Annotated in this window: 16 protein-coding genes and 1 pseudogene; 10 read left to right on the top strand and 7 right to left on the bottom strand. The window is 58.5% G+C overall.

Annotation, left to right across the window (positions count from 1 at the left end; genetic code table 11):
* Positions 1 to 194: 194 nt before the first annotated feature.
* Positions 195 to 1,487 carry an L-rhamnose catabolism isomerase gene (gene rhaI, locus MRBLMR1_RS22140; protein ID WP_148146739.1) on the bottom strand — a complete coding sequence of 431 codons (1,293 nt, stop codon included), beginning with the start codon at positions 1,485 to 1,487 and terminating at the stop codon, positions 195 to 197.
* 76 nt (positions 1,488 to 1,563) lie between these two features.
* Here rhaI and MRBLMR1_RS22135 point away from each other — a divergent pair, with 76 nt between their 5' ends.
* Positions 1,564 to 1,722: a YqaE/Pmp3 family membrane protein gene (locus tag MRBLMR1_RS22135; RefSeq protein ID WP_148146741.1), complete on the top strand. Its 159-nt coding sequence runs from the start codon at positions 1,564 to 1,566 to the stop codon at positions 1,720 to 1,722.
* A 48-nt stretch (positions 1,723 to 1,770) separates the two neighbouring features.
* Here MRBLMR1_RS22135 and MRBLMR1_RS22130 read toward each other — a convergent pair whose 3' ends face one another.
* On the bottom strand, positions 1,771 to 3,867 hold the full coding sequence (locus tag MRBLMR1_RS22130) for a bifunctional rhamnulose-1-phosphate aldolase/short-chain dehydrogenase (RefSeq protein WP_500066242.1): 2,097 nt from the start codon (positions 3,865 to 3,867) through the stop codon (positions 1,771 to 1,773).
* 198 nt (positions 3,868 to 4,065) lie between these two features.
* Between MRBLMR1_RS22130 and MRBLMR1_RS22125 the strand changes: the two genes are divergently transcribed.
* The 7 genes from MRBLMR1_RS22125 (at position 4,066) to MRBLMR1_RS22095 (ending at position 11,280) form a co-directional block, all read left to right on the top strand.
* Entirely contained in the window at positions 4,066 to 4,911 is an 846-nt protein-coding gene (locus MRBLMR1_RS22125; RefSeq protein WP_500066240.1) for a DeoR/GlpR family DNA-binding transcription regulator, read from the top strand.
* A 26-nt stretch (positions 4,912 to 4,937) separates the two neighbouring features.
* Complete coding sequence (gene rhaS / locus MRBLMR1_RS22120; RefSeq protein WP_148146747.1) at positions 4,938 to 5,945, top strand: rhamnose ABC transporter substrate-binding protein; 1,008 nt, start codon at positions 4,938 to 4,940, stop codon at positions 5,943 to 5,945.
* A gap of 105 nt (positions 5,946 to 6,050) precedes the next feature.
* Positions 6,051 to 7,577, top strand: coding sequence for a sugar ABC transporter ATP-binding protein (locus MRBLMR1_RS22115; RefSeq protein WP_500066324.1), 1,527 nt, complete (start codon positions 6,051 to 6,053; stop codon positions 7,575 to 7,577).
* Positions 7,578 to 7,587: 10 nt separating this feature from the next.
* Positions 7,588 to 8,577, top strand: a complete 990-nt coding sequence (locus MRBLMR1_RS22110) for an ABC transporter permease (RefSeq protein WP_148146751.1) — start codon at positions 7,588 to 7,590, stop codon at positions 8,575 to 8,577.
* Between the two features lie 14 nt (positions 8,578 to 8,591).
* Entirely contained in the window at positions 8,592 to 9,596 is a 1,005-nt protein-coding gene (locus MRBLMR1_RS22105; protein WP_148147059.1) for an ABC transporter permease, read from the top strand.
* Positions 9,593 to 9,913 carry an L-rhamnose mutarotase gene (gene rhaM, locus MRBLMR1_RS22100; protein WP_148146753.1) on the top strand — a complete coding sequence of 107 codons (321 nt, stop codon included), beginning with the start codon at positions 9,593 to 9,595 and terminating at the stop codon, positions 9,911 to 9,913. Before MRBLMR1_RS22105 ends, rhaM begins: the two co-directional genes overlap by 4 nt.
* Positions 9,910 to 11,280, top strand: coding sequence for an FGGY-family carbohydrate kinase (locus MRBLMR1_RS22095; protein ID WP_500066237.1), 1,371 nt, complete (start codon positions 9,910 to 9,912; stop codon positions 11,278 to 11,280). Before rhaM ends, MRBLMR1_RS22095 begins: the two co-directional genes overlap by 4 nt.
* Before the next feature lie 615 nt (positions 11,281 to 11,895).
* Here MRBLMR1_RS22095 and MRBLMR1_RS22090 read toward each other — a convergent pair.
* Positions 11,896 to 12,861, bottom strand: a complete 966-nt coding sequence (locus tag MRBLMR1_RS22090) for a GlxA family transcriptional regulator (protein WP_148146756.1) — start codon at positions 12,859 to 12,861, stop codon at positions 11,896 to 11,898.
* Between the two features lie 105 nt (positions 12,862 to 12,966).
* Between MRBLMR1_RS22090 and bcoG the strand changes: the two genes are divergently transcribed.
* Positions 12,967 to 13,869: a 3-dehydrocarnitine:acetyl-CoA trimethylamine transferase BcoG gene (bcoG, locus tag MRBLMR1_RS22085; protein WP_148146758.1), complete on the top strand. Its 903-nt coding sequence runs from the start codon at positions 12,967 to 12,969 to the stop codon at positions 13,867 to 13,869.
* A gap of 184 nt (positions 13,870 to 14,053) precedes the next feature.
* Positions 14,054 to 15,535: pseudogene (locus MRBLMR1_RS22080) on the top strand (carnitine 3-dehydrogenase); the annotation flags it as partial.
* A 153-nt stretch (positions 15,536 to 15,688) separates the two neighbouring features.
* Here MRBLMR1_RS22080 and MRBLMR1_RS22075 read toward each other — a convergent pair.
* The 4 genes from MRBLMR1_RS22075 to MRBLMR1_RS22060 form a co-directional block, all read right to left on the bottom strand.
* Positions 15,689 to 17,869, bottom strand: a complete 2,181-nt coding sequence (locus MRBLMR1_RS22075; RefSeq protein WP_148146762.1) for a malate synthase G — start codon at positions 17,867 to 17,869, stop codon at positions 15,689 to 15,691.
* A 104-nt stretch (positions 17,870 to 17,973) separates the two neighbouring features.
* A complete protein-coding gene (locus tag MRBLMR1_RS22070; protein ID WP_148146763.1) occupies positions 17,974 to 18,885 on the bottom strand; it encodes a LysR family transcriptional regulator in 912 nt (303 codons plus the stop codon).
* Positions 18,886 to 19,209: 324 nt separating this feature from the next.
* Complete coding sequence (locus tag MRBLMR1_RS22065; protein ID WP_148146765.1) at positions 19,210 to 19,824, bottom strand: flavin reductase family protein; 615 nt, start codon at positions 19,822 to 19,824, stop codon at positions 19,210 to 19,212.
* Between the two features lie 81 nt (positions 19,825 to 19,905).
* A complete protein-coding gene (locus MRBLMR1_RS22060; RefSeq protein ID WP_404946293.1) occupies positions 19,906 to 20,664 on the bottom strand; it encodes a transporter substrate-binding domain-containing protein in 759 nt (252 codons plus the stop codon).
* Positions 20,665 to 20,833 lie beyond the last annotated feature (169 nt).

The following is a 20,833-nucleotide window of genomic DNA, read 5'->3' as shown; positions in this document are numbered from 1 at the left end:
CGTCGTTGACGGCAGTCAAAATCCCTATTTTCTTCAAATATTTCCGTTAGATACGCGGAAGTGAAGGACTTTCTTTGACGATAAAGATCTCTATCGAGACGAATGCGCCTGTAATAAGTGTCGCGGTGGAGAAGAGACAATAAGAAAAGGGCCGCTCCTTCTTTGTAAGAACGGCCCCAACCGGGTTTCGAATATCAGACGATGCCGCCGCTACCACCCACGACGGCCGGGCGCTCGCCTGCAACCTTCTTCCGATAACCGCTCTTGCGATAGGCGGCGATCGGATCGATTGCGCCACCGGCACGGCGACGGGCTTCGGCAAGGATCGGCTCGACATCGGTGCGGTAGGCGCGCTTCAGCGTATCGGTTGCCATCAGGGCATCGTTGTCCTGCTGGTATCCGTCCAGCGCCTTGCGATCGACGATCAGGGCCTGGGCATAGGCACGGCGGATTTCGTTCGCGCTTGATATCAGGCTCTCGATTGGATCGGTGACGTTATGCGACTGGTCGATCATGTGGGCCGGATGGAAACCCTTGACCCCACGGTTTTCGGCATCGACCAGTTCGTTGAAGACGAGGAACAGGCGATAGGGGTCGATCGAACCCGCATCGAGATCGTCATCGCCATATTTGGAATCGTTGAAGTGGAAGCCTCCGAGTTTCTTGAACTGGATAAGGCGAGCAACGATCATTTCGATATTGGTATTGGGCGCATGGTGGCCGAGGTCGACGAGGCAGAAAGCCTTGTCACCGAGCGTCTGGGCGATCAGCAGATTGCTGCCCCAGTCCTGCACGACCGTGGAATAGAAGGCCGGTTCGTACATCTTGTGTTCGGAAAACAGCCGCCAGTCGTCCGGCAGTGCCTTGTAGATATCGGTCATCGACGCGAGATAGCGTTCGAACTGGCGGGTGAAATTAGCCTGGCCCGGGAAGTTGGAACCGTCGCCGATCCAGACGGTCAAAGCCTTGGAGCCGATGGCGTTACCGATCTCGATACATTCGATATTGTGCTCGACAGCCTGGGCGCGGGTGGCGGCATCGGTGTGGCTGAGCGAGCCGTATTTATAGGAATGCGCCTGGCCGGGTGCATCAGAGAAGGTGTTGGAATTCATCGCATCGAAGCCGAGGCCGAGCGAATTTCCCTTTGCCTTCAGGTCTTTCGGATCGGTCTTGTCCCAGGGAATATGCAGCGAGACGGTCGGCGTCGCGCGGGTCAGCTCATTGATGACGGAGCAATCTTCCAGCTTGTCGAAGATGCCGCGCGGTTCGCCCTGCCCCGGAAAGCGGGCAAAGCGCGTGCCGCCGGTACCGACACCCCAGGAGGGAACGGCAACGAAGAATTCCGAGACCTTGTTGGTGATCGCTTCGATATCTACACCGCGGCGGGACAGGTTTTCTCCAAGCGCGGCATAGTCGGAGGCGAGCGCTACCTCATTGTTTTTGTTGTGTTCGCCGATCACATCGGCGGAAATCATCTGATCCGTCATTTTTCCTCCTCCGCCAGGCGAACGAACCGGCGCTGGCTGCGTTATCGTGTGCAATTATTTCAAAGACGAGGATTTCATGGACGTCATTCGCATCCTTCTCGCCATCATCCTGCCGCCTGTGGGCGTGTTCCTACAGGTCGGCATCGGCCTGCATTTCTGGCTGAATATTCTGCTGACACTTTGCGGCTATGTGCCCGGGATCATTCACGCGATCTGGGTCATTCTGCGCAAGTAGCCGCGACCTGCCACCGGGATCAAATTCCACGGTAGCAGGCAGATGTGATTAGCGGGTAAAACTCTGGGCGTTACCGGCATCGACATTGATGATGTTGCCGGTCGATTTGGCCGAGAGGTCCGAGGCGAGGAAGTAGATCGCCTCCGCAATGTCTTCCGGGAAGACGTTGAGCTTGAGCATCGAACGCTTGCGGTAGTGTTCCTCCAGCTCGGTCACGTCGATCTTGGAAGACGTCGCCCGCTGTTCGCGCCACTCGCCACTCCAGATTTTCGAGCCGCGCAGAACGGCATCCGGGTTGACAGTGTTGACGCGGATACCGGCATCGGCTCCTTCCAGAGCGAGGCAACGGGCGAGATGGATTTCCGCAGCCTTGGCCGTGCAATAGGCCGAAGCGTTAGGCGAAGAGGCCAAACCGTTCTTCGAGGCAACAAAGACGACGTTGCCGCCGATCTTCTGGCGACGGAACAGGCGGAAGGCCTCGCGGGATACCAGAAAATAGCCTGTCGCCAGAATGTCGATATTCTTGTTCCACATCGCAAGCGTAGTGTCTTCCACCGGTGCCGAAGAGGCTATGCCGGCATTGGAGACGAGGATGTCCACGCCGCCGAATTCGACGGAGGCTTCGACAAAGGCCTTTTCCACAGCATTTTCATCGGTCACATCCAGCTTGACGCCACGTACGGCGTCGGCACCGAAGCGCTTGGCGAAATCCGCTTCCGTTTCCGTGAGCGCATTCTGATCGATATCCGCCAGAACCACGCAGGCACCCTCGCCGATCAGGCGGGTTGCGGTGGCGCGGCCGATGCCGCCGGCACCGCCGGTGACGAATGCCACCTGTCCTGCCAGGCTTTTCGGCTTCGGCATGCGCTGCAGCTTCGCCTCTTCCAGCAGCCAGTATTCGATATCGAAGGCTTCCTGTTCCGGCAGGCCCTGATATTCGGAAACGGTCGAAGCGCCACGCATGACATTGATTGCGTTGACATAAAACTCGCCGGCGATGCGGGCGGTCGCCTTGTCCTTGGCAAAGGAGAGCATGCCGACGCCCGGAACCAGGAAGATGACCGGGTTGGGGTCACGCATCTTTGGCGAGTTGTCGTGTTTACAAGTCTCGTAGTAGCGGGTGTAATCGGCGCGGTAATCTTCCAGCGCCTTGTCGAGGCCGGCAACCACGGCATCCGCATCCGGCTTTGCCGGATCGAAATCGACGATCAGCGGGCGGATTTTGGTGCGCAGAAAGTGGTCCGGGCACGAGGTGCCGAGTGCGCCCAGCGGTGCGAGGTGCTTCGAATTGACGAATTCGAGCACGGCATCCTGATCGTCGAAATGACCGAGCTTGCGTTCAGCCTTGCCGATGCGGCCGCGAATTTCAGGCATCAGCTTGGCGGCAATGGCGCGGCGTTCTTCAGCGCCGAGGCTCTTTGTGACCGCACCGCCGAAGATCGTCTTGCCTTCGGTTTCCTTGGCAAACCACTCGATCGCCTTGTTGATGATGTCGAGCGTCAGCTGGTAGCAATCCTTGGCGTCATCGGCCCAGGTGAACAGGCCGTGGCTTTCCAGAACCACACCCTTGGCGGTCGGGTTGGCCTTGACGAAAGCTTCGAGATCCAGCCCGAGCTGGAAACCGGGCCGGCGCCAGGGGAGCCAACCAATATCGCTGCCGAAAATCTGCTGTGTCAGTTCCTTCGAGTTCTTCGAGGCCGCAATCGCGATGATCGCATCCGGATGCATGTGGTCGACATGCGTAAACGGCACGAAACCGTGCAACGGTGTATCGATGGATGCGGCGCGCGGATTGAGGTTGAAAGTGCAATGGGGCAGGAAGCCGACCATGCGGTCTTCATCTTCGACACCCTTGTAGATGCCTTTGAGTGCGTCCAGCTTGTCCATATAGAGAGTGGAGAAGCCATCAAGCTTGATGGTGCCGACATCGCCGCCGGAACCCTTGACCCACATGACCTTGACCTTTTGACCGGTCAGCGGATCGGTTTCCATCACCTTGGCGGACGTGTTGCCGCCGCCGTAATTGGTGATGCGTTTGTCGCTGCCTAGAAGATTGGAGCGATAAAGCAGCTTGCCCGGCTCATCGAGTTTGGCAGCGTAAGCATCATCCCAGCGGTTATCGAGAAGGCGGATTTGGCCCGACATGTCGTCCTCCCTGACGGTATTTTGTGACGACGCTGGTCCTCCTGCGCCGTTTGTGCGACAGGATATCGCGCGATGTTTGGTCGCTTGTCAATCGTAATTGATCAAGTTCGATCATGTTGCGTTGCGGTAGAATCAATCTTGATCGTTTATGATTGACAACTTTAGGAAACTGATAATAGTTGGCCTCAGGAGGAGACCATGCACGAACGCGAACGACATCGCATAATCTTGAGCGCGATCCAGGAAAAGCCTGTGATCACGGTGCAGGATATTGCCGATCTGACGGATGCGTCCGAGGCGACGATCCGCCGGGATATCGCGTCTTTGCACGTGCAGGGCAAACTTCGCCGGGTGCGGGGCGGAGCGGAGGCGGTGCATCCGCCGCAGATCGGCCAGCTGGCCGCCCGCTCATTCCGTGTTTCGGAATCGGTCAACATCGATAAGAAACGCTCAATTGCGCGTCAGGCCGTGGATCTGTGCGACGAGGGTGAATCGATCATCATCAATGGCGGAACGACGACGTTCCAGATGGTGCATTACATGGCCGCGCGCCGCATGCAGGTGATGACGAATTCCTTTGCGATCGCGGAACATCTGGTCAAGCATTCCAAGAACAACGTGACGGTGCCGGGCGGTACGATCTATCGAGAACAAAGCCTGATCCTGTCGCCTTTCGACAATGACGCAATCCGCAATTTCTACGCTCGCCGCATGTTTATCGGGGCGCAAGGGATTGGCCCTCTCGGGATCATGGAGCCGGATGCACTGGTGATCCAGAGCGAGCAGAAATTGATGAGCCAGGCCGAAGAATTGGTGGTTATGGTCGATTCATCGAAATTCCAGCGGCGGTCGAGCATGATCCTGTGTCCGCTGGAGCGTGTGACGACGATCATTACCGATGACGGCGTCTCGGAGGATGCCAAACGCATGGTGGAGGATGCCGGCGTGACACTGATTATCGCCGGTATGGCAGGTGCTGCACATAAGGGTGAGGAAGATACCCCGTCCGTCGCATACGGCGCCGGCGGGAGGAAATGGACATAGGTTCAATCTTTGGGAGGAGAATTGGCATGAAACTTTCGAAACAACTGGCGAAGAAGCTGGCATTGGGCGCGGCACTGGCCCTGGCCATGATGTCATCGGCGGCGAATGCTGCCGACATGAAGATCGCGCTTGTGGTTAAATCGCTCGGCAACGGCTTCTTTGAAGCCGCCAACAAGGGCGCACAGGAGGCGGCAAAGGAACTCGGCGGCGTCGAGATCATCTATACCGGCCCGACTTCGACGACGGCGGAAGGTCAGATCGAAGTAATCAACTCGCTGATCGCTCAAGGCGTCGATGCGATCGCCATTTCCGCCAACGACCCGGATGCTGTCGTCCCGGCGCTAAAAAAGGCGGCCCAGCGCGGCATCAAGGTGATCTCCTGGGATAGCGGTGTTGCACCGGAAGGCCGTATCCTGCAGCTCAATCCGTCTTCGAGCGAGCTGATCGGCAAGATGTGCCTGCAACTTGCAGCCAGCCATCTCGAAGGCGGCAAGGGCGATTTCGCCATTTTGTCTGCCACCACCACCTCGACCAACCAGAATATCTGGATCGGCGAGATGAAGAAGCAGCTGAAGGATTTCCCCGGTCTCAACCTTGCCACCACGGTTTATGGCGATGACCTTGCCGACAAGTCCTATCGCGAAGCGCAGGGTCTTTTGACCTCGCAGCCGAACGTCAAGGTTATCGTCGCACCGACCACGGTCGGCGTGCTGGCGGCATCCCAGGCGGTCAAGGATGCCGGCAAGATCGGCCAGGTCTATGTGACCGGTCTTGGTCTTCCATCCGAAATGGCGGGCGCCATCAAGTCCGGTGCGACCAAGGAATTCGCCATCTGGAACCCGATCGATCTCGGCTACAGCGCCACCCAGATCTCCTATCATCTGGTGAAGGGTGACGCCGACGGCAAGCCGGGTTCGGAAATCCCTGCCGGCCGCATGGGCAAGATCAAGATCGGTGACAACGGCGAGGCCGCGATGGCCGATCCGTTCATCTACGATGCCAAGAATATCGACGAGTTCTCTAAGATCTTCTGATCCCTCCCGGGACTTCAAGGTCCGGCGCCGCCAGCTTTTTGGCGCCGGACCAGCGATGACTTCCAATTGGCAGATATGATGATGACCGCAGTTGAACGGACGGGCATGGAGATGGCGCCTATTCAGGATTCGAGATCCGCGGACCGGACGACGATCCTGGAAATGCGTGGAATTTCCCAGATTTTTCCCGGTGTTAAGGCGCTGGATGGCGTCAATATCTCGCTTCATCCGGGTGAAGTGACTGCCCTGATCGGCGAGAACGGCGCGGGGAAGTCGACGCTGGTGAAGATCCTTACCGGGATCTATGTGCCGAGCGAAGGCGAGATCCTGATCGATGGGCAGCCGGTCAGCTTCTCAAGCGCGCAGGATGCCGTCGATGCAGGTGTCACCGCCATCCATCAGGAGACAGTGCTGTTCGACGAATTGTCGGTGGCGGAGAACATTTTTCTTGGGCATGCGCCGCGCACCCGTTTCGGTCTGATCGACTGGAAGGTGATGAATGCGCGCGCTGCCGAATTGCTTCACGCGCTGGAAAGCGAGATCGACCCGACTATACGGCTAAAAGATCTTTCGATTGCGCAACGGCATCTGGTGGCGATTGCCCGGGCGCTGTCGGTCGAGGCACGCATCGTCATCATGGACGAGCCGACCGCTGCCCTTTCCCGCAAGGAGATTGACGATCTGTTTCGCATTGTCGAGGGCTTGAAGAAACAGGGCAAGGCGATCCTGTTCATCAGCCACAAGTTCGACGAGGTTTACGAGATCGCGGAGAATTTCGCGGTGTTTCGCGATGGCCGGGCTGTGGGTCACGGGCGACTTTCCGAGACACCGCAGGATACGATCGTGCGGATGATGGTGGGCCGCGATGTCTCCAACATCTTTCCCAAGGTCGAGGTGGCGATCGGTAAGACCGTGCTTTCGGTCGAGAATTACTGCCACCCGACGGAATATCGCGACATCTCTTTCGATTTGAAGCGCGGCGAAATTCTCGGTGTTTATGGCTTGGTCGGTGCCGGTCGTTCGGAAATATGCCAGTCGCTGTTCGGCGTGACGCGGCCGTCTTCCGGTCAATTAGTGCTAGAGGGCGAGACGATTTCCATTCGCTCGCCGCGCGATGCGATTGCCGCCGGTATTGTTTATGTGCCGGAAGAGCGCGGTCGCCACGGACTGGCGCTGCCCATGCCGATCTTTCAGAACATGTCGCTGCCCTCGCTGGCGCGCACCTCGCGATCCGGTTTCCTTAAGGCCGCCAATGAACTGGCGCTGGCGCGCAAATATGCCGAACGGCTGGATCTGCGTGCCGCAGCCCTTTCCGTACCTGTTGGTACGCTTTCGGGTGGCAACCAGCAGAAGGTGGTGATCGGCAAATGGCTGGCGACGCTGCCGAAGGTGATCATTCTCGACGAACCGACCAAGGGGATCGATATCGGCTCCAAGGCGGCGGTGCATGGTTTTATCAGCGAACTGGCCGCCGAAGGCCTGTCGATCATCATGGTCTCTTCCGAACTGCCTGAAATTCTTGGCGTGTCAGATCGGGTGCTGGTGATGCGCGAAGGTTTGTCGGCAGGGATATTCGACCGCTCGCAGTTGAGCGCCGAAACGCTGGTGCGCGCCGCCACCGGTAATGCGTGAGGACGCAGAGATGAAGAAACTAATGAAACACCGCGAGCTGCTTCTGGTCGGCATTATCGCCATCATGGTGGCGGGGTTCGCAACCCGTGCTCCCGGTTTTGCCACGCCCGGAAATCTCGCCAATATCTTTAACGACACATCGATCCTGATCATTCTGGCGCTCGGCCAGATGACGGTGATCCTGACCAAGTCGATCGACCTTTCGGTCGCAGCCAACCTGGCCTTTACCGGCATGGCTGTGGCGATGATGGATGCGGCCTATCCCGGCATGCCGCTGGCGCTGCTGGTGATCCTGGCCATCGGCATCGGTGCGGCGCTGGGCGCCATTAACGGCATGCTGGTATGGTGGCTCAGAATCCCGCCGATTGTCGTGACGCTCGGCACGCTCACCATTTATCGCGGCATGGCCTTCGTGCTGTCGGGTGGAGCATGGGTGAATTCGCACCAGATGACGCCCGGTTTCCTCAACTTCCCTCGCTTAGCCGTTCTCGGGATGCCGCTCCTGTCATGGATGGCAATCGCCATCGTGCTGATGATGTGGGTCGTGCTGACGCGAACGCAGTTCGGCCGCGCGACCTATGCTTCCGGTGGTAACCCGACTGCGGCGGTGTATGCCGGTATCGATATAGGCCGGACGCGGTTTTTCGCTTTCACCCTTTCGGGCGCGCTGGCTGGATTGGCCGGATATCTCTGGGTGTCGCGTTATGCGGTCGCCTATGTCGATGTCGCGGCCGGCTTCGAACTCGATACGGTGGCTGCCTGCGTCATCGGCGGTATCTCGATTGCCGGCGGGATCGGTACGGTCGCCGGTGCCGTGCTTGGGGCGCTGTTTCTCGGCGTGATCAAGAACGCCCTGCCCGTCATTGGCATCTCGTCCTTCGCGCAGATGGCGATTTCCGGCATCGTTATCGTCGCGGCCGTTGTTTTCAATGCCCGCGCCGAACGCAAGGCCGGGCGCATTATCCTGCGCGACCGTGGCGCCAAGGAGGTTTCCGCATGAGCGACACCCGCGACATGAGTGCTGAAACCAGAACCCGTTCCGCCATTCCCGATCGGCTCGGCACGCCGGTGAGCCGCCTGCTCGGCAGCTGGGAAGTGCTGCTGTTCGGCGTGGCAATCGCGATCTTCATCGCCAATTCCTTCGCCTCTCCTTACTTCCTCAACGCCTGGAACCTTTCCGACGCGACCTTCAATTTCACAGAAAAGGCGATGATCGCCTTTGCCATGGCGATGCTGATTATTGTCGGTGAGATCGATCTTTCGGTTGCTGCGATCATTGCGCTCGCCTCCACCGCCATGGGGGCGGCGGCCCAGATGGGGATTGGTGCGCCGGGGCTGGTGGCGGTCGGCATCAGTGTCGGGCTTGTCTGCGGTGCGATCAATGGCACGCTGGTCTCGGTGCTGAAGCTGCCATCGATCGTCGTCACCATCGGCACGATGAGCCTGTTTCGCGGGATTTCCTACATCACGCTCGGTGACCAGGCCTATGGCAAATATCCGGCCGATTTCGCTTACTTCGGGCAGGGTTATGTCTTCTGGGTCTTCTCGTTCGAATTCGTGCTGTTCATCGTGCTCGCCATCATCTTCGGCATCGTGCTGCACGCCACCAATTTCGGCCGTCAGGTTTTCGTCATCGGCAATAACGAATTTGCGGCACGTTTTTCCGGCATTCCGGTCGAGCGGATCAAGTTCAAGCTGTTTCTGCTGACCGGCCTGATGTCTGGCATTGCTGCGGTCTGCCTGACTTCACGACTGGGCTCCACCCGCCCCTCGATCGCTCAAGGCTGGGAACTGGAGATCGTCACCATGGTCGTGCTCGGCGGCGTCTCCATTCTCGGCGGCGCGGGCACGATTGCCGGCGTCGTCATCGCGGCCTTCGTCATGGGTCTCGTCACCTTCGGGCTCGGTCTTCTCAACGTGCCGGGCATCGTCATGTCGATCTTTGTCGGCCTTCTTCTGATCATCACCATCGCGCTTCCCATCGTGGTGCGCCGCATCAGGTTCATGAGTACAAAATGATTTTAGAGAAATACGCATTCAAGATGAAACTGAACCCCGGCATGGAGGCGGAATATCGCAAGCGCCATGACGAGATCTGGCCGGAACTGAGCGCGCTTCTGCGCGAGGCAGGCGTGCGGGATTATTCCATCCATCTCGACCGTGAGACCGACACCCTGTTCGGCGTGCTTTCCCGGCCGGTGGACCACTCCATGGCGAACCTGCCGGAGCATCCGGTGATGAAGCGCTGGTGGGCGCATATGGCGGATATCATGGAGAGCAATCCGGATAATTCGCCGGTTCAGAGCGATCTGGTCACGGTGTTTCATCTGCAATGAGTGCATTCGAAAGGATCGCCGTCCTCGATATCGGCAAGACCAATGCGAAGGTCGTGATTTTCGATGCCGCGAGCGGCGCGGAAATCGAGATGCGGCGCATGCCAAATCGGGTTCTCTCAGGCCCGCCCTACCCTCATTATGATGTCGAAGCGCTCTGGGCTTTTCTGCTTGAGACGCTGGCTGATTTCGCCAAGGCGCCGGGCTTCGATGCCATTTCGATCACGACACACGGCGCTGCGGCGGCGTTGATCGAAGCGGATGGGCAATTGGCCTTGCCGGTTCTCGATTACGAGCATCAGTATCCCGAAGATATCCAGCGGGCCTATGACGAGATCCGCCCGGATTTTGCCGAGACCTTTTCGCCGCGTCTGTCCGGTGGACTTAATCTGGGTGCCCAGATCCATTATCAGAAATCGATCTTCCCCGAGGCGTTTTCGCGCGTCCGGACGATCCTGACCTACCCGCAATATTGGGCCTACAGGCTGACCGGTGCCGCTGCCAACGAGGTAACGTCGCTCGGTTGCCATACGGATCTCTGGAGGCCCCATGAGGGCCGCTTTTCCTCGCTCGTCGATGTGTTGGATATTCGCGACCTGATGGCTCCGGTTCATTCGGCCTTTGATCAGGTGGGTATGGTCCGCGCTGATATTGTTTCGGGAATTTCCCTGTCCGAACCTGTACCGGTGTTTTGCGGTATTCACGATTCCAACGCTTCCCTTTTGCCGTACCTTTCGGAAAGGGACGCGCCATTCGCTGTGGTTTCGACGGGTACATGGGTCATCAATTTCGCCGTGGGCGGCGATGTGGACCGGCTGGATATGATGCGCGACGCATTGGCGAATGTCGACGCATACGGACGTGTCGTCCCCTCGGCCCGTTTCATGGGTGGCCGGGAGTTCGAAATTCTGACAGGCGAACTGGGCATTCTGGATCAGGATCGGGCAACGGCCGCATTGCCTGGCGTTATCGGGAAACGCCTGATGCTGTTGCCGAATGTCGTTGCGGGATCTGGGCCGTTCCCGGGGCGCGAGCGAAAATGGGTGAATGGGCAGAGCGCGTCTGCTGATGAGCGATGGGCTGCGGCCTGTCTCTATTTTGCGCTGATGACGGAGACCTGCCTTGATCTGGCAGGCGGCAGGGGGACTATCCTCGTCGAAGGACCGTTTGCTCTCAACGCGCTCTATCTCAGTCTATTGTCCAGCCTGACGGGCAGGGGAGTATTTGCCGTTCCGAGTTCGACCGGCACGAGCCAGGGGGCGGCTCTGTTGGCGGGCATCAAGCCGGCTGACCGCCGTGGCGTTCCGGCCGTTGCAATCGATGGCGCCGGCCTTTCTGGTTACAGGGCGGATTGGCTCGCCAGCGTTTGAGTCTTGCTCCGGCCGGATTAGGCGCGGAGAGCCCAGTTGCCGGACGAGGCTGTTGACAGCTGTCAACCGCGATCCGCTTTATTGCTGTGCGGGCTTAGGTCAGGTGAGAGGACGGGTTGCCTGTCGGTGCTGGTTCCGATGTGTCACCGTCTTTCGCAGGATGGCGCGTCTCGTCCCCGGCAATAGGGGAGGGGCATCTTTCCGAGTTGCGCCGAAGCTGCGCTGATTGATACGTCAGGGGAGGGCTGTTGACAGCTGTCAACGTCTTCCGACGGCGCCGGAAAACAAGGCTTTTAATAACCGGGATCGCGTATTTTCAGACGATGCTCTTAAGCCTATAATACGAATCAGCGGGACCTGCCTGCGTCGAGCCTTCAGCCAGATATGGCTAACTATCCACTAGCGAAACGAAACGTTTGATTAGGTTTCGTATCGCGTCGCTGACGTCTATTTTTCAAGATGTTAACCTGTCCGGATTTTCCGTAGAACGATGTGATCTCGACACCATCTGTCCCATATCCAGGCTATGCCCAAGGGTTTCACGATCCGTTAACGGACAGGCTGCTGCGGCTTCATCTTTCGTGCTCGAGACACGTTTGGCCGTAGGATCCGCTCTCAGTGTCCGATCGCAGGTTTCAGTCGGCGGCGTGTCTCGCTGGGGCTTTCGGCGTAACTGGCGCGGTAGCTGCGCGAAAACGCCGAAGCGGAATTGAAGCCGGTTTCGGCGGCAATATCGGCAAAGCTCGCTCTGGTCTCGATCACCTTTCGACGAGCGGCGTTGAGGCGGAGTGCGAGATAGTGGGCATGAGGCGCGACACCCATCGTCTGGTGAAAGAGATCCTGAAGGTGGCGGATGCTGACGCCAGATCGTCTGGCAAGTTTTGACAGAGAGAGCGGTGCCTCGACCGTCTTCTCCATGAGCTTCACTGCAGCCTGTACGCGCGGGTCGATTTTTCCCGTGCTGCTGATGAGCGGATGATCGGGACGGTCTTTTTCGCTGCGCTCCTGTTCGTAAATGAACAGCCTCGATATTTCGAGTGCCAGTGAATAGCCGTTGGTACGGCGGATCAGTTCCAGCATGAGGTCGAGCGTCGGGAGAGGCCCACCGGTGGTGATACGCTTGGCGTCGATGACGAACCGCTCGCGGACCATGATGACCTGCGGGTAGGCGCGGGAGAAATCGTCGAAATCCTCCCAATGGCTGGTAGCCGAAAAACCGTTGAGCAGACCGGCTTCGGCGAGGATGAAAGCGCCGCTCTCTATGCCGGCGATCGATGTCCGGTGGCGGGCGGTGCGCGACAGGAGAAATTTCAGCTCGCGGGTTGCCGCGCTTTTCCAGTTGTAACTGGCCAGAACAAAAAGCGGATCGGTTTCGCGGCCAGGGCGGAATGCGCCTGATACAGGGGCGGGGATGCCGGACGTTGTCTCGACCGGCCGGCCGTCAGGAGAGTAGATCGTCCAGCGGTAGAGATTTCGCCCGGCGATACGGTTTGCGGCGCGTAAGGGCTCGATGACCGAGGATAGCAGAATGAGGTTGGTTTCAGGCAGAAGGAGAATGTCGATATGCTGGTTATCATCCATGCGCTTCCCTTTGCAGCATTCCGAAAATGTATAGAGCAGCGCCGATAGTGGAAAGCATTTTCCTTTTCCCTCGCTCGTAATGGCGGCAGCGAAAAGGAGGGAACAATGCCGCTCGAGATGAACCGCGAGGTCTTCATTACCTGTGCCGTGACCGGTGCCGGTGATACGACCGGAAAATCCGGTCACGTTCCGATTACCCCGAAAGAGATTGCGGACTCGGCTATCGATGCCGCCAGGGCAGGGGCGGCGGTGGTTCACTGTCACGTTCGAAACCCCGAGACCGGGGCAGCGGCGCGTAACCTTGAACTCTACAGGGAAGTCACCAATCGCATTCGGTCTGCTGATGTGGATGTCGTGTTGAACCTGACGGCTGGCATGGGTGGCGATCTGGTCTTCGGCAATGTCGAGGCGCCATTCCCTTATAATCCCGATGGCACCGATATGGCGGGTGCGACCGAGCGTGTTGCGCATGTGGCCGACTGCCTGCCGGAAATCTGCACGCTCGATTGCGGCACAATGAACTTTTCACTCGGCGATTACGTGATGACCAACACGCCCTCGATGCTGCGCGAAATGGCGCGGCAGATGACGGCGCTCGGCGTGCGTCCCGAGATCGAAGCTTTTGATACCGGTCACCTGTCGTTCGCCAAGCAACTTGTGGAGGAGGGGCTGATCGAGGACCCGGTGCTGATCCAGCTCTGCATGGGCATTCCCTGGGGTGCGCCGGACGATCTCAACACATTCATGGCAATGGTCAACAACGTGCCGAAGAGCTGGACGTTTTCGGCCTTCTCGATCGGCCGCAATGCGCTCGCCTATCCGGCGGCCGCGGTTCTGGCTGGCGGCAATGTCCGGGTCGGGCTTGAGGACAATCTCTACGCCGGCAAGGGGCAGCTCGCGACCAATGCGCAACTGGTGGAGAAGGCCGTCGGGGTGATCGAGGGCATGGGGGCGAAGATCATCGGGCCGGATGCGGTGCGCGAGAAGCTGAAGCTGGTGAAGCGGTAGAGGTCGGGGTGTGCCCCTCATCCGCCTGCCGGCACCTTCTCCCCGCGCGCGGGGAGAAGGACAGATGTCGCAACGTCTCCGTTCCTCTCGAAAGTTGAGCAGGGCACGTCCCCTCTCCCCGCTTGCGGGGAGAGGGTTAGGGTGAGGGGCAGTGGTTAGGCCGGACGAAACAAGGGAAGAATTCATGACGAGCATCCAGAAGGCCGCCTGTATCGGCGGGGGCGTGATCGGCGGGGCATGGGCGGCCCGCTTCCTGCTCGGCGGGATAGACGTGTCGATGTACGATCCGCATCCGGAAGCCAAACGTATCGTCGGCGAGGTACTGGCGAATGCCGAGCGCGCCTATGCCATGCTGACCATGGCGCCGCTGCCGCCGAAGGGAAGGCTGACCTTTTGTGGGAGCGTGGAAGAGGCCGTCGCAGGGGCTGACTGGATTCAGGAAAGCGTACCCGAGCGCGTCGACCTCAAGCGAAACGTGCTCACCGAGATCGACAGATATGCCGATCCGGAAGCACTGATCGGTTCGTCGACCTCGGGCATCATGCCGACCGAACTGCAACGTGACATGCAGCATCCCGAGCGGATGTTCGTCGCCCATCCCTATAACCCCGTCTATCTTCTGCCGCTGGCCGAACTGGTCGGTGGGGAGAAGACATCGCCCGAGACGCTGGAGCGCGCCAGAGACAGGCTGGCGCCGATCGGGATGAAGGGCGTCATCCTGAAAAAGGAGATAGAGGCGTTTGTCGGCGACCGGCTGCTGGAAGCCATATGGCGCGAGGGGCTGTGGCTGATCCATGACGACATCTGCGATACCGAGACGCTTGATGACGTGATCCGCTATTCCTTCGGCATGCGCTGGGCTCAGATGGGCCTGTTCGAAACCTATCGGATTGCCGGCGGCGAGGCGGGCATGCGCCATTTTCTCGCGCAGTTCGGCCCCTGCCTTTCATGGCCCTGGACGAAGCTGACGGATGTGGTCGATCTCGATGATGCGCTGGTCGACAAGATCGCGGCGCAATCGGACGCGCAGTCCGGTGCCCGTGGCATACGCGAGCTTGAGCGTATCCGCGACGAGAACCTGGTCGGCATCATGCAGGCTCTCAAGGCAGGAGATGGCGGAAAGGGCTGGGGTTCCGGGAAGGTGCTGGCCGATTTCGAAAAGCTTCTCTGGGCAAGGGGTGGCGGCAGGAAGGATGCGCCGGACATTTCGCAGCCGTTGCGGCTGGTCGATACAAGGGTAAGCGCTGCATGGGTGGATTATAACGGTCACATGACTGAACACCGTTATCTGCAGGTTTTCGGCGACACGTCCGATGCGCTTTTGCGGCTGATCGGTGTCGACTTCGCCTATGTCGAAGCGGGACACAGCTATTATACGGTCGAGACCCATATCCGGCATCTCGGCGAGGCAAAGCTCGGGCAGATGCTTTATGCAACGCTGCAGGTGCTCGGCTTCGATGAAAAACGCATCCGGTATTTTACCACCATTCATGATGCGCAGAGCGGCGAGGTTCTTGCGACCGCCGAACAACTGATGCTGCATGTGAGTGCCAAGGCCGGCAAGTCTTCCGCCGCACCGCCGGAAATTCTGGCCAGACTTGCGCCCATAGCAGACGCTCATGCCAGGCTGCCGGTGCCGCAAGGGGTAGGGCGGTCCGTGGGGCAGACGGTCATGCAGGGTGCGGTTACGTCCAGCAAGCGATCCTTCTTGCCAGATCAGGGAAACGGCCTGATCCGGTAAGGACGCCACAATTGCGAAACCGAAAAAGCCGCCGAGGACATTCCCGGCGGCTTTTTGCTCATTGGAGGTGGCTCTGGATCAACCGGCCTTTGCCTTCAGCTCCAGCCTGCGACGGTGAAGGACCGGCTCGGTGTAGCCGTTCGGCTGCTCGCGCCCTTTCAGAACCAGATCGAGTGCCGCCTTAAACGCGATAGAACCGTCGAAGTCTTTTGCCATCGGACTATAGAGCGGATCGCCGGCGTTCTGGCCATCGACCACCTTTGCCATGCGCTTCATCGTCTCGACGATCTGGCCTTCGGTCACGACCTTGTGGTGCAGCCAGTTGGCCATGTGCTGGGCCGAGATGCGCAGGGTCGCGCGGTCCTCCATCAGGCCGATATTATTGATGTCCGGCACCTTGGAGCAGCCGACGCCCTGGTCGATCCAGCGCACGACATAACCGAGAATACCTTGTGCATTGTTGTCGAGTTCGCGGCTGATCTCCTCCGGCGTCCAGTTGGGGCGCGGCGCCACCGGCACGGAAAGGATGTCGGAAAGCTTGGCTCGGGTACGGCTCTTCAGGCTCTTCTGAACTGCTGCCACATCCACCGTGTGATAGTGGGTAGCATGCAGCGTTGCCGCCGTCGGTGACGGAACCCAGGCGGTATTGGCGCCCGCCTTCGGGTGGCCGATCTTCTGCTCAAGCATCGCCGCCATGAGGTCGGGCATCGCCCACATTCCCTTGCCGATCTGGGCATGGCCGGAAAGACCGCATTCGAGCCCGATATCGACATTCCAGTTCTCATAGGCCGCGATCCATGCAGCCTGTTTCATGTCACCCTTGCGGATCATGGGGCCGGCTTCCATCGAGGTATGGATTTCGTCGCCAGTGCGGTCGAGGAAGCCAGTGTTGATGAAGACGACACGATCCTTCGCAGCCCGGATCGCTTCCTTGAGGTTGACCGTCGTGCGACGCTCCTCGTCCATGATGCCCATCTTGATGGCATTCCTGGGCAGGCCGAGCGCCTCTTCCACGCGTGAAAAAATTTCGGCGGCGAAGGCTACTTCTTCCGGCCCGTGCATCTTTGGTTTCACCACATACATCGAGCCAAGCCGTGAATTCTTCCGGCGGCCCTTGGGGCTGCCAGTCCGGCCAATATCGTGGATGGCGATCAATGCGGTGACCATTGCATCCATGATGCCTTCCGGCACTTCAGCGCCGTCGCGATCGAGGATGGCCGGGTTGGTCATCAGATGGCCGACATTACGAACCAGCATCAGCGATCGGCATTTGAGCTCGAAACTCGAGCCGTCCGGTGCCGTATAGTCGAGATCAGGATTGAGCTTGCGGGTGAATGTCTTGCCCCCTTTGGACACCTCTTCCGTCAGATCACCCTTCATCAGGCCGAGCCAGTTGCGGTAGACGACGACCTTGTCTTCGGCATCGACGGCTGCGACCGAATCCTCGCAGTCCATGATCGTGGTAATCGCCGATTCAACCCAGACATCCGAGATATGGGCCGGATCTTGCCTGCCGATTGCGGTCGTCGCATCGACCAGGATCTCGACATGGAGATTGTTCTTCTTCAGGAGGATCTGCGTCGGCGCCGCAGCTTTACCCAGATAGCCGGCAAACTGAGCCGGATCGGTGAGCCCCGTCACCTGTCCATCGGTGAGCGTCACGAACAGGGCCGAGGCATCGATCTTGAATGACGCAACATCGTTCCAGCTCGCGCCGGAGAGCGGCGCGGAGCGATCAAGAAAATCGCGCACCCAGGCAATGACTTTCGCACCGCGGATCGGATTGTATCCCTTGCCCTTATCGGCGCCCTCGTTTTCCGGGATCGCATCGGTACCGTAAAGCGCATCATAGAGCGAACCCCAGCGAGCATTGGCAGCATTCAGGGCGTAACGGGCATTCATCACCGGCACGACCAACTGAGGGCCGGCGATAGTGGCGATTTCCGGATCGACGTTTTCTGTCGAAACCTGGAAATCGGGGCCTTCGGGCAGAAGGTAGCCGATCTCACGCAGAAAGGCCTCGTAGACAGACATATCGCTCGGCGCACCGTTCTTCCGGTACCAGTCGTCGATCTTGGCCTGGAAGGCATCGCGCTTGGCGAGAAGGGTGCGGTTTTTCGGAGCCAGCTCGTGGACGATCGCCGAGAACTGCTCGAAAAAGCGATCGGTATCGACGCCCGTATCGGGAAGAGCTTCCTCCACCAAGAAGCGATAGAGTTGCTCGTCAATCTGAAGACCGGCGATTTCCTTGCGTGCCATACGGTTTCTCCCCTAAAACGTTTCTATTCTGCGAAAGATGGCGGCGAATGATTGGTAATTACAACAGACATCAATGAAAATGACTTGTTCCCAAAAGGATAAAATCATTTTTTTGAACCTGTCGTTTCCCAATAAGGTTCTGATCCGTAGATCCGCTGAAGATGTTCCGAAAATGCGCGAACCTTTGGCGGAATGAACTGACGGCTGGGGTAGACGGCCGAGACCGTTGTGTTTTGCGGCCCTTCATAACCTGGAAGCACCTGCACCAGTCTGCCTGTCGAAAGCTCCGTGCCGATATCCCACGTGGAGCGCAACGCTATGCCAAGTCCGGAAATCACCGCTTCACGGATAACTTCGCTGGAATTCGTCTTCAGTTTGCCCTCGGGCCGATAGGTGAGAGATCCTTCCGGCCCCTCCAGTCGCCAAGGCTCTCCGTTGTGCGCCGGCAGGCATGTGTGATTTGCAAGCTCCCGCATTGTTTTTGGAACGCCGAACCTCTCGAGATACTCTGGAGAGGCGCAGAGTATCCGTCGGGTTGCTGCCAGTTTTCGCGCGACCAGTCCGGAATCCTTGAGGGCGGAGATACGGATGGCGAGATCATACCCTTCACTGATGATATCCGTGAAGGCGTCAGACAACACGAGCTCTACAGAAACATTCGGATAAAGCTCCATAAAGCCTCTGAGATGCGGTGCTACATGCATGCGCCCGAAAGAAGTGGGAGCACTTACCCTCAACTCGCCTGCGATTTCTGCGGAACGTCCCGAAACGAAATTCTCGGCTTCCTGCACGCTTGCCAGAATTTCGATAACACGCTCGTAAAATGCTTGCCCCGTCTCGGTGACCGCGATCTGTCGGGTCGTTCTCTGGAGTAGTCGCACCCCCAGTGAAGTCTCGAGCCGCTTGATCGCCTTGGAGACGACGGCTGGAGAAAGGCCGAGAATGCGGCCGCTCTCCGACATGCTGCGCGTCGACGCGACCTTGGCGAAAATCTGGAGATCGCCCAAGTCCTTCATCGGTATTTTCTCCCCGCCAGAATAAATAGCTTTCATTAATTCCCATAGCGGACCTGAGAGGACTGCACCAGATTTCGATTTCTTCGTGCAGGAACCCTGCCGAATTCTGGAGGTCTTGGTGGTGTTGGCTGTCAAGCGTCTTGAGGATAGCGCTCCATCCGCAACGCTGACCGCACTTCCCGGTGTGCCGAGCGGCATTTTTGCCAGTTCCACGCCTATGTTTGGCGTGTGTGCCTACAAGATTTCGGCGTTCGAGAGCGGACACAACCGGATGAAATCCTACATGGTTTCAACCAGGGGTGTCCCCCGGTTGGAACGTAGATTTCACAGGGTGGGCGGCTTGATATCGAAACAGTCTCTCGTTGTTGAATAGGCGCTACCTCCCATCCTTCCAACGGCGTCGAGTGCTATTGGGTCTATGTGGAACCGCTCGTTGACGATGTCGCTTCGCAGTCGTGCGGCGACGATCTCGCCGAGAATAATCTCTCGCGATTTGCCCAGGTCGATGAAGCTATGCAGCCTGCATTCCAGCGCCGCGGGAGATTCAGCGATTGCCGGAGACGCGACCTTGATGCCCGTACGAAGGGTCAATCCCACCATTTCGGCTTCGTTGACATGTTCGTCAAATGGGAAAGCAGTGGTGTTCATTGCATCGGCGAGCGAATGGGAGACTATGTTCACCGTAAAAACGCCGACATCGCGAATGTTGCGAGCGGTGTCCTTTGAACGGCCATCGGCTCGGTATTCGATGCCCAGGCCGATGATCGGCGGATCGGAACTGAGGCAACCGAAAAAGCTGTAGGGGGCTGCATTGGGCCGGCCGCCGGCGTCGACAGTCGTTACCCAGGCGATTGGCCTGGGTACGATCGTGCCGATCATGATCTTGTATTTGTCACGCGGCTCTATTTCCGAAAAATCGATGGTAATCGTGTCTGTCATTGACCTGCTTGAATTCCTGAAAGAGATACCTTCGGCCATGATGACGGCCGAAGGGAAAGAAGGCTTGCCTTTCGGCGGCTATTACTGGCCTGCGTCGATTTTCACCTCGGCCATCGCTTGTCTTTCCAGGCCGTACTTCTTGAGCAGGGACATATAGGTACCGTCCTTGATGAGGGAGGTGACCGCTCCTGCCACCGCGTCCCGCATGGCCGGATCTTTCTTGCTAACGGCAAGACCGAAAAGCGTCTCGATCAGCGGGTCGCCTACGAGAACATAGGTGTCAGGCTCGTCTCGCATCAGGTGGCTTACATATTCCGGGCCAAGCACGGCGGCATCGAGACGGCCCTGCTTGAGATCCAGGCGCGCCGCAGTGGCGCCTTGCGTGCCGTTCACGGTCATTGCAGCCTTGCCGGTGCCGACGCAATTCTTTTCATTCCATGCTTTTGTAGCAGGGAAATAATTCGTTGAGCTGGGCGCTCCTACGGTCAATCCGCAGAGGTCGGCACTGGTCTTCAACTTTTGCGCATTGGCAACGGTCGTGAAGGGCTGTGCCCCGGTGCGCAGATAATCCACGAATGTCATTTTCTCGCGGCGGCTCGGAAGATCGCTGATCGCAGTTCCCACCAGATCGACGCGCCCAACTTCCAAGGCGGTCGCCAACTGTTCGAAACTCAGTTCTTCCCATTTGACCTCAATACCCATTTTTTGGGCCATTGCGGTGACCAGGTCGACATTGAAGCCAAGTCGCTCATTGGTCTTTGGGTTCCGATAGGCCATCGGCGGATAGGTCGATTCGATCGCGACAATTATGCTGCCTTTTTCCTTCAGTGCCGGCGGCACGACAAGATCGGAGGCATTCGAGGTGTATGGAGCAAGCAGTGTCGCGGCGAGAAAAACGGCCGGGGCGAATATTGATTTTGCACTTTTCATATCTGTTCCCATTTTTTCTTTGTCACAGAGTATCCGGCCGCTAGCGGTGCCGGACTGGTATGCGCGGAAAGAATGCGAA

Source organism: Neorhizobium sp. LMR1-1-1.1, from assembly GCF_040675795.1.
Taxonomy (GTDB): Bacteria; Pseudomonadota; Alphaproteobacteria; order Rhizobiales; family Rhizobiaceae; genus Neorhizobium; species Neorhizobium cellulosilyticum.
This window is presented reverse-complemented; position numbering and strand designations above follow the sequence as displayed.

What these genes read in the sequence shown, in the direction of transcription:
- MRBLMR1_RS22130 (WP_500066242.1), bottom strand. Translation starts at nt 3,867, where the DNA reads ATGTCGGGCCAAATCCGCCTTCTCGATAACCGCTGGGATGATGCTTAC.
- MRBLMR1_RS22115 (WP_500066324.1), top strand. Translation starts at nt 6,051, where the DNA reads ATGGAGATGGCGCCTATTCAGGATTCGAGATCCGCGGACCGGACGACG.
- bcoG (WP_148146758.1), top strand. Translation starts at nt 12,967, where the DNA reads ATGCCGCTCGAGATGAACCGCGAGGTCTTCATTACCTGTGCCGTGACC.
- rhaI (WP_148146739.1), bottom strand. Translation starts at nt 1,487, where the DNA reads ATGACGGATCAGATGATTTCCGCCGATGTGATCGGCGAACACAACAAA.
- rhaS (WP_148146747.1), top strand. Translation starts at nt 4,938, where the DNA reads ATGAAACTTTCGAAACAACTGGCGAAGAAGCTGGCATTGGGCGCGGCA.
- MRBLMR1_RS22070 (WP_148146763.1), bottom strand. Translation starts at nt 18,885, where the DNA reads ATGAAGGACTTGGGCGATCTCCAGATTTTCGCCAAGGTCGCGTCGACG.
- MRBLMR1_RS22135 (WP_148146741.1), top strand. Translation starts at nt 1,564, where the DNA reads ATGGACGTCATTCGCATCCTTCTCGCCATCATCCTGCCGCCTGTGGGC.
- MRBLMR1_RS22065 (WP_148146765.1), bottom strand. Translation starts at nt 19,824, where the DNA reads ATGACAGACACGATTACCATCGATTTTTCGGAAATAGAGCCGCGTGAC.
- MRBLMR1_RS22110 (WP_148146751.1), top strand. Translation starts at nt 7,588, where the DNA reads ATGAAGAAACTAATGAAACACCGCGAGCTGCTTCTGGTCGGCATTATC.
- rhaM (WP_148146753.1), top strand. Translation starts at nt 9,593, where the DNA reads ATGATTTTAGAGAAATACGCATTCAAGATGAAACTGAACCCCGGCATG.
- MRBLMR1_RS22090 (WP_148146756.1), bottom strand. Translation starts at nt 12,861, where the DNA reads ATGGATGATAACCAGCATATCGACATTCTCCTTCTGCCTGAAACCAAC.
- MRBLMR1_RS22105 (WP_148147059.1), top strand. Translation starts at nt 8,592, where the DNA reads ATGAGTGCTGAAACCAGAACCCGTTCCGCCATTCCCGATCGGCTCGGC.
- MRBLMR1_RS22125 (WP_500066240.1), top strand. Translation starts at nt 4,066, where the DNA reads ATGCACGAACGCGAACGACATCGCATAATCTTGAGCGCGATCCAGGAA.
- MRBLMR1_RS22095 (WP_500066237.1), top strand. Translation starts at nt 9,910, where the DNA reads ATGAGTGCATTCGAAAGGATCGCCGTCCTCGATATCGGCAAGACCAAT.
- MRBLMR1_RS22075 (WP_148146762.1), bottom strand. Translation starts at nt 17,869, where the DNA reads ATGGCACGCAAGGAAATCGCCGGTCTTCAGATTGACGAGCAACTCTAT.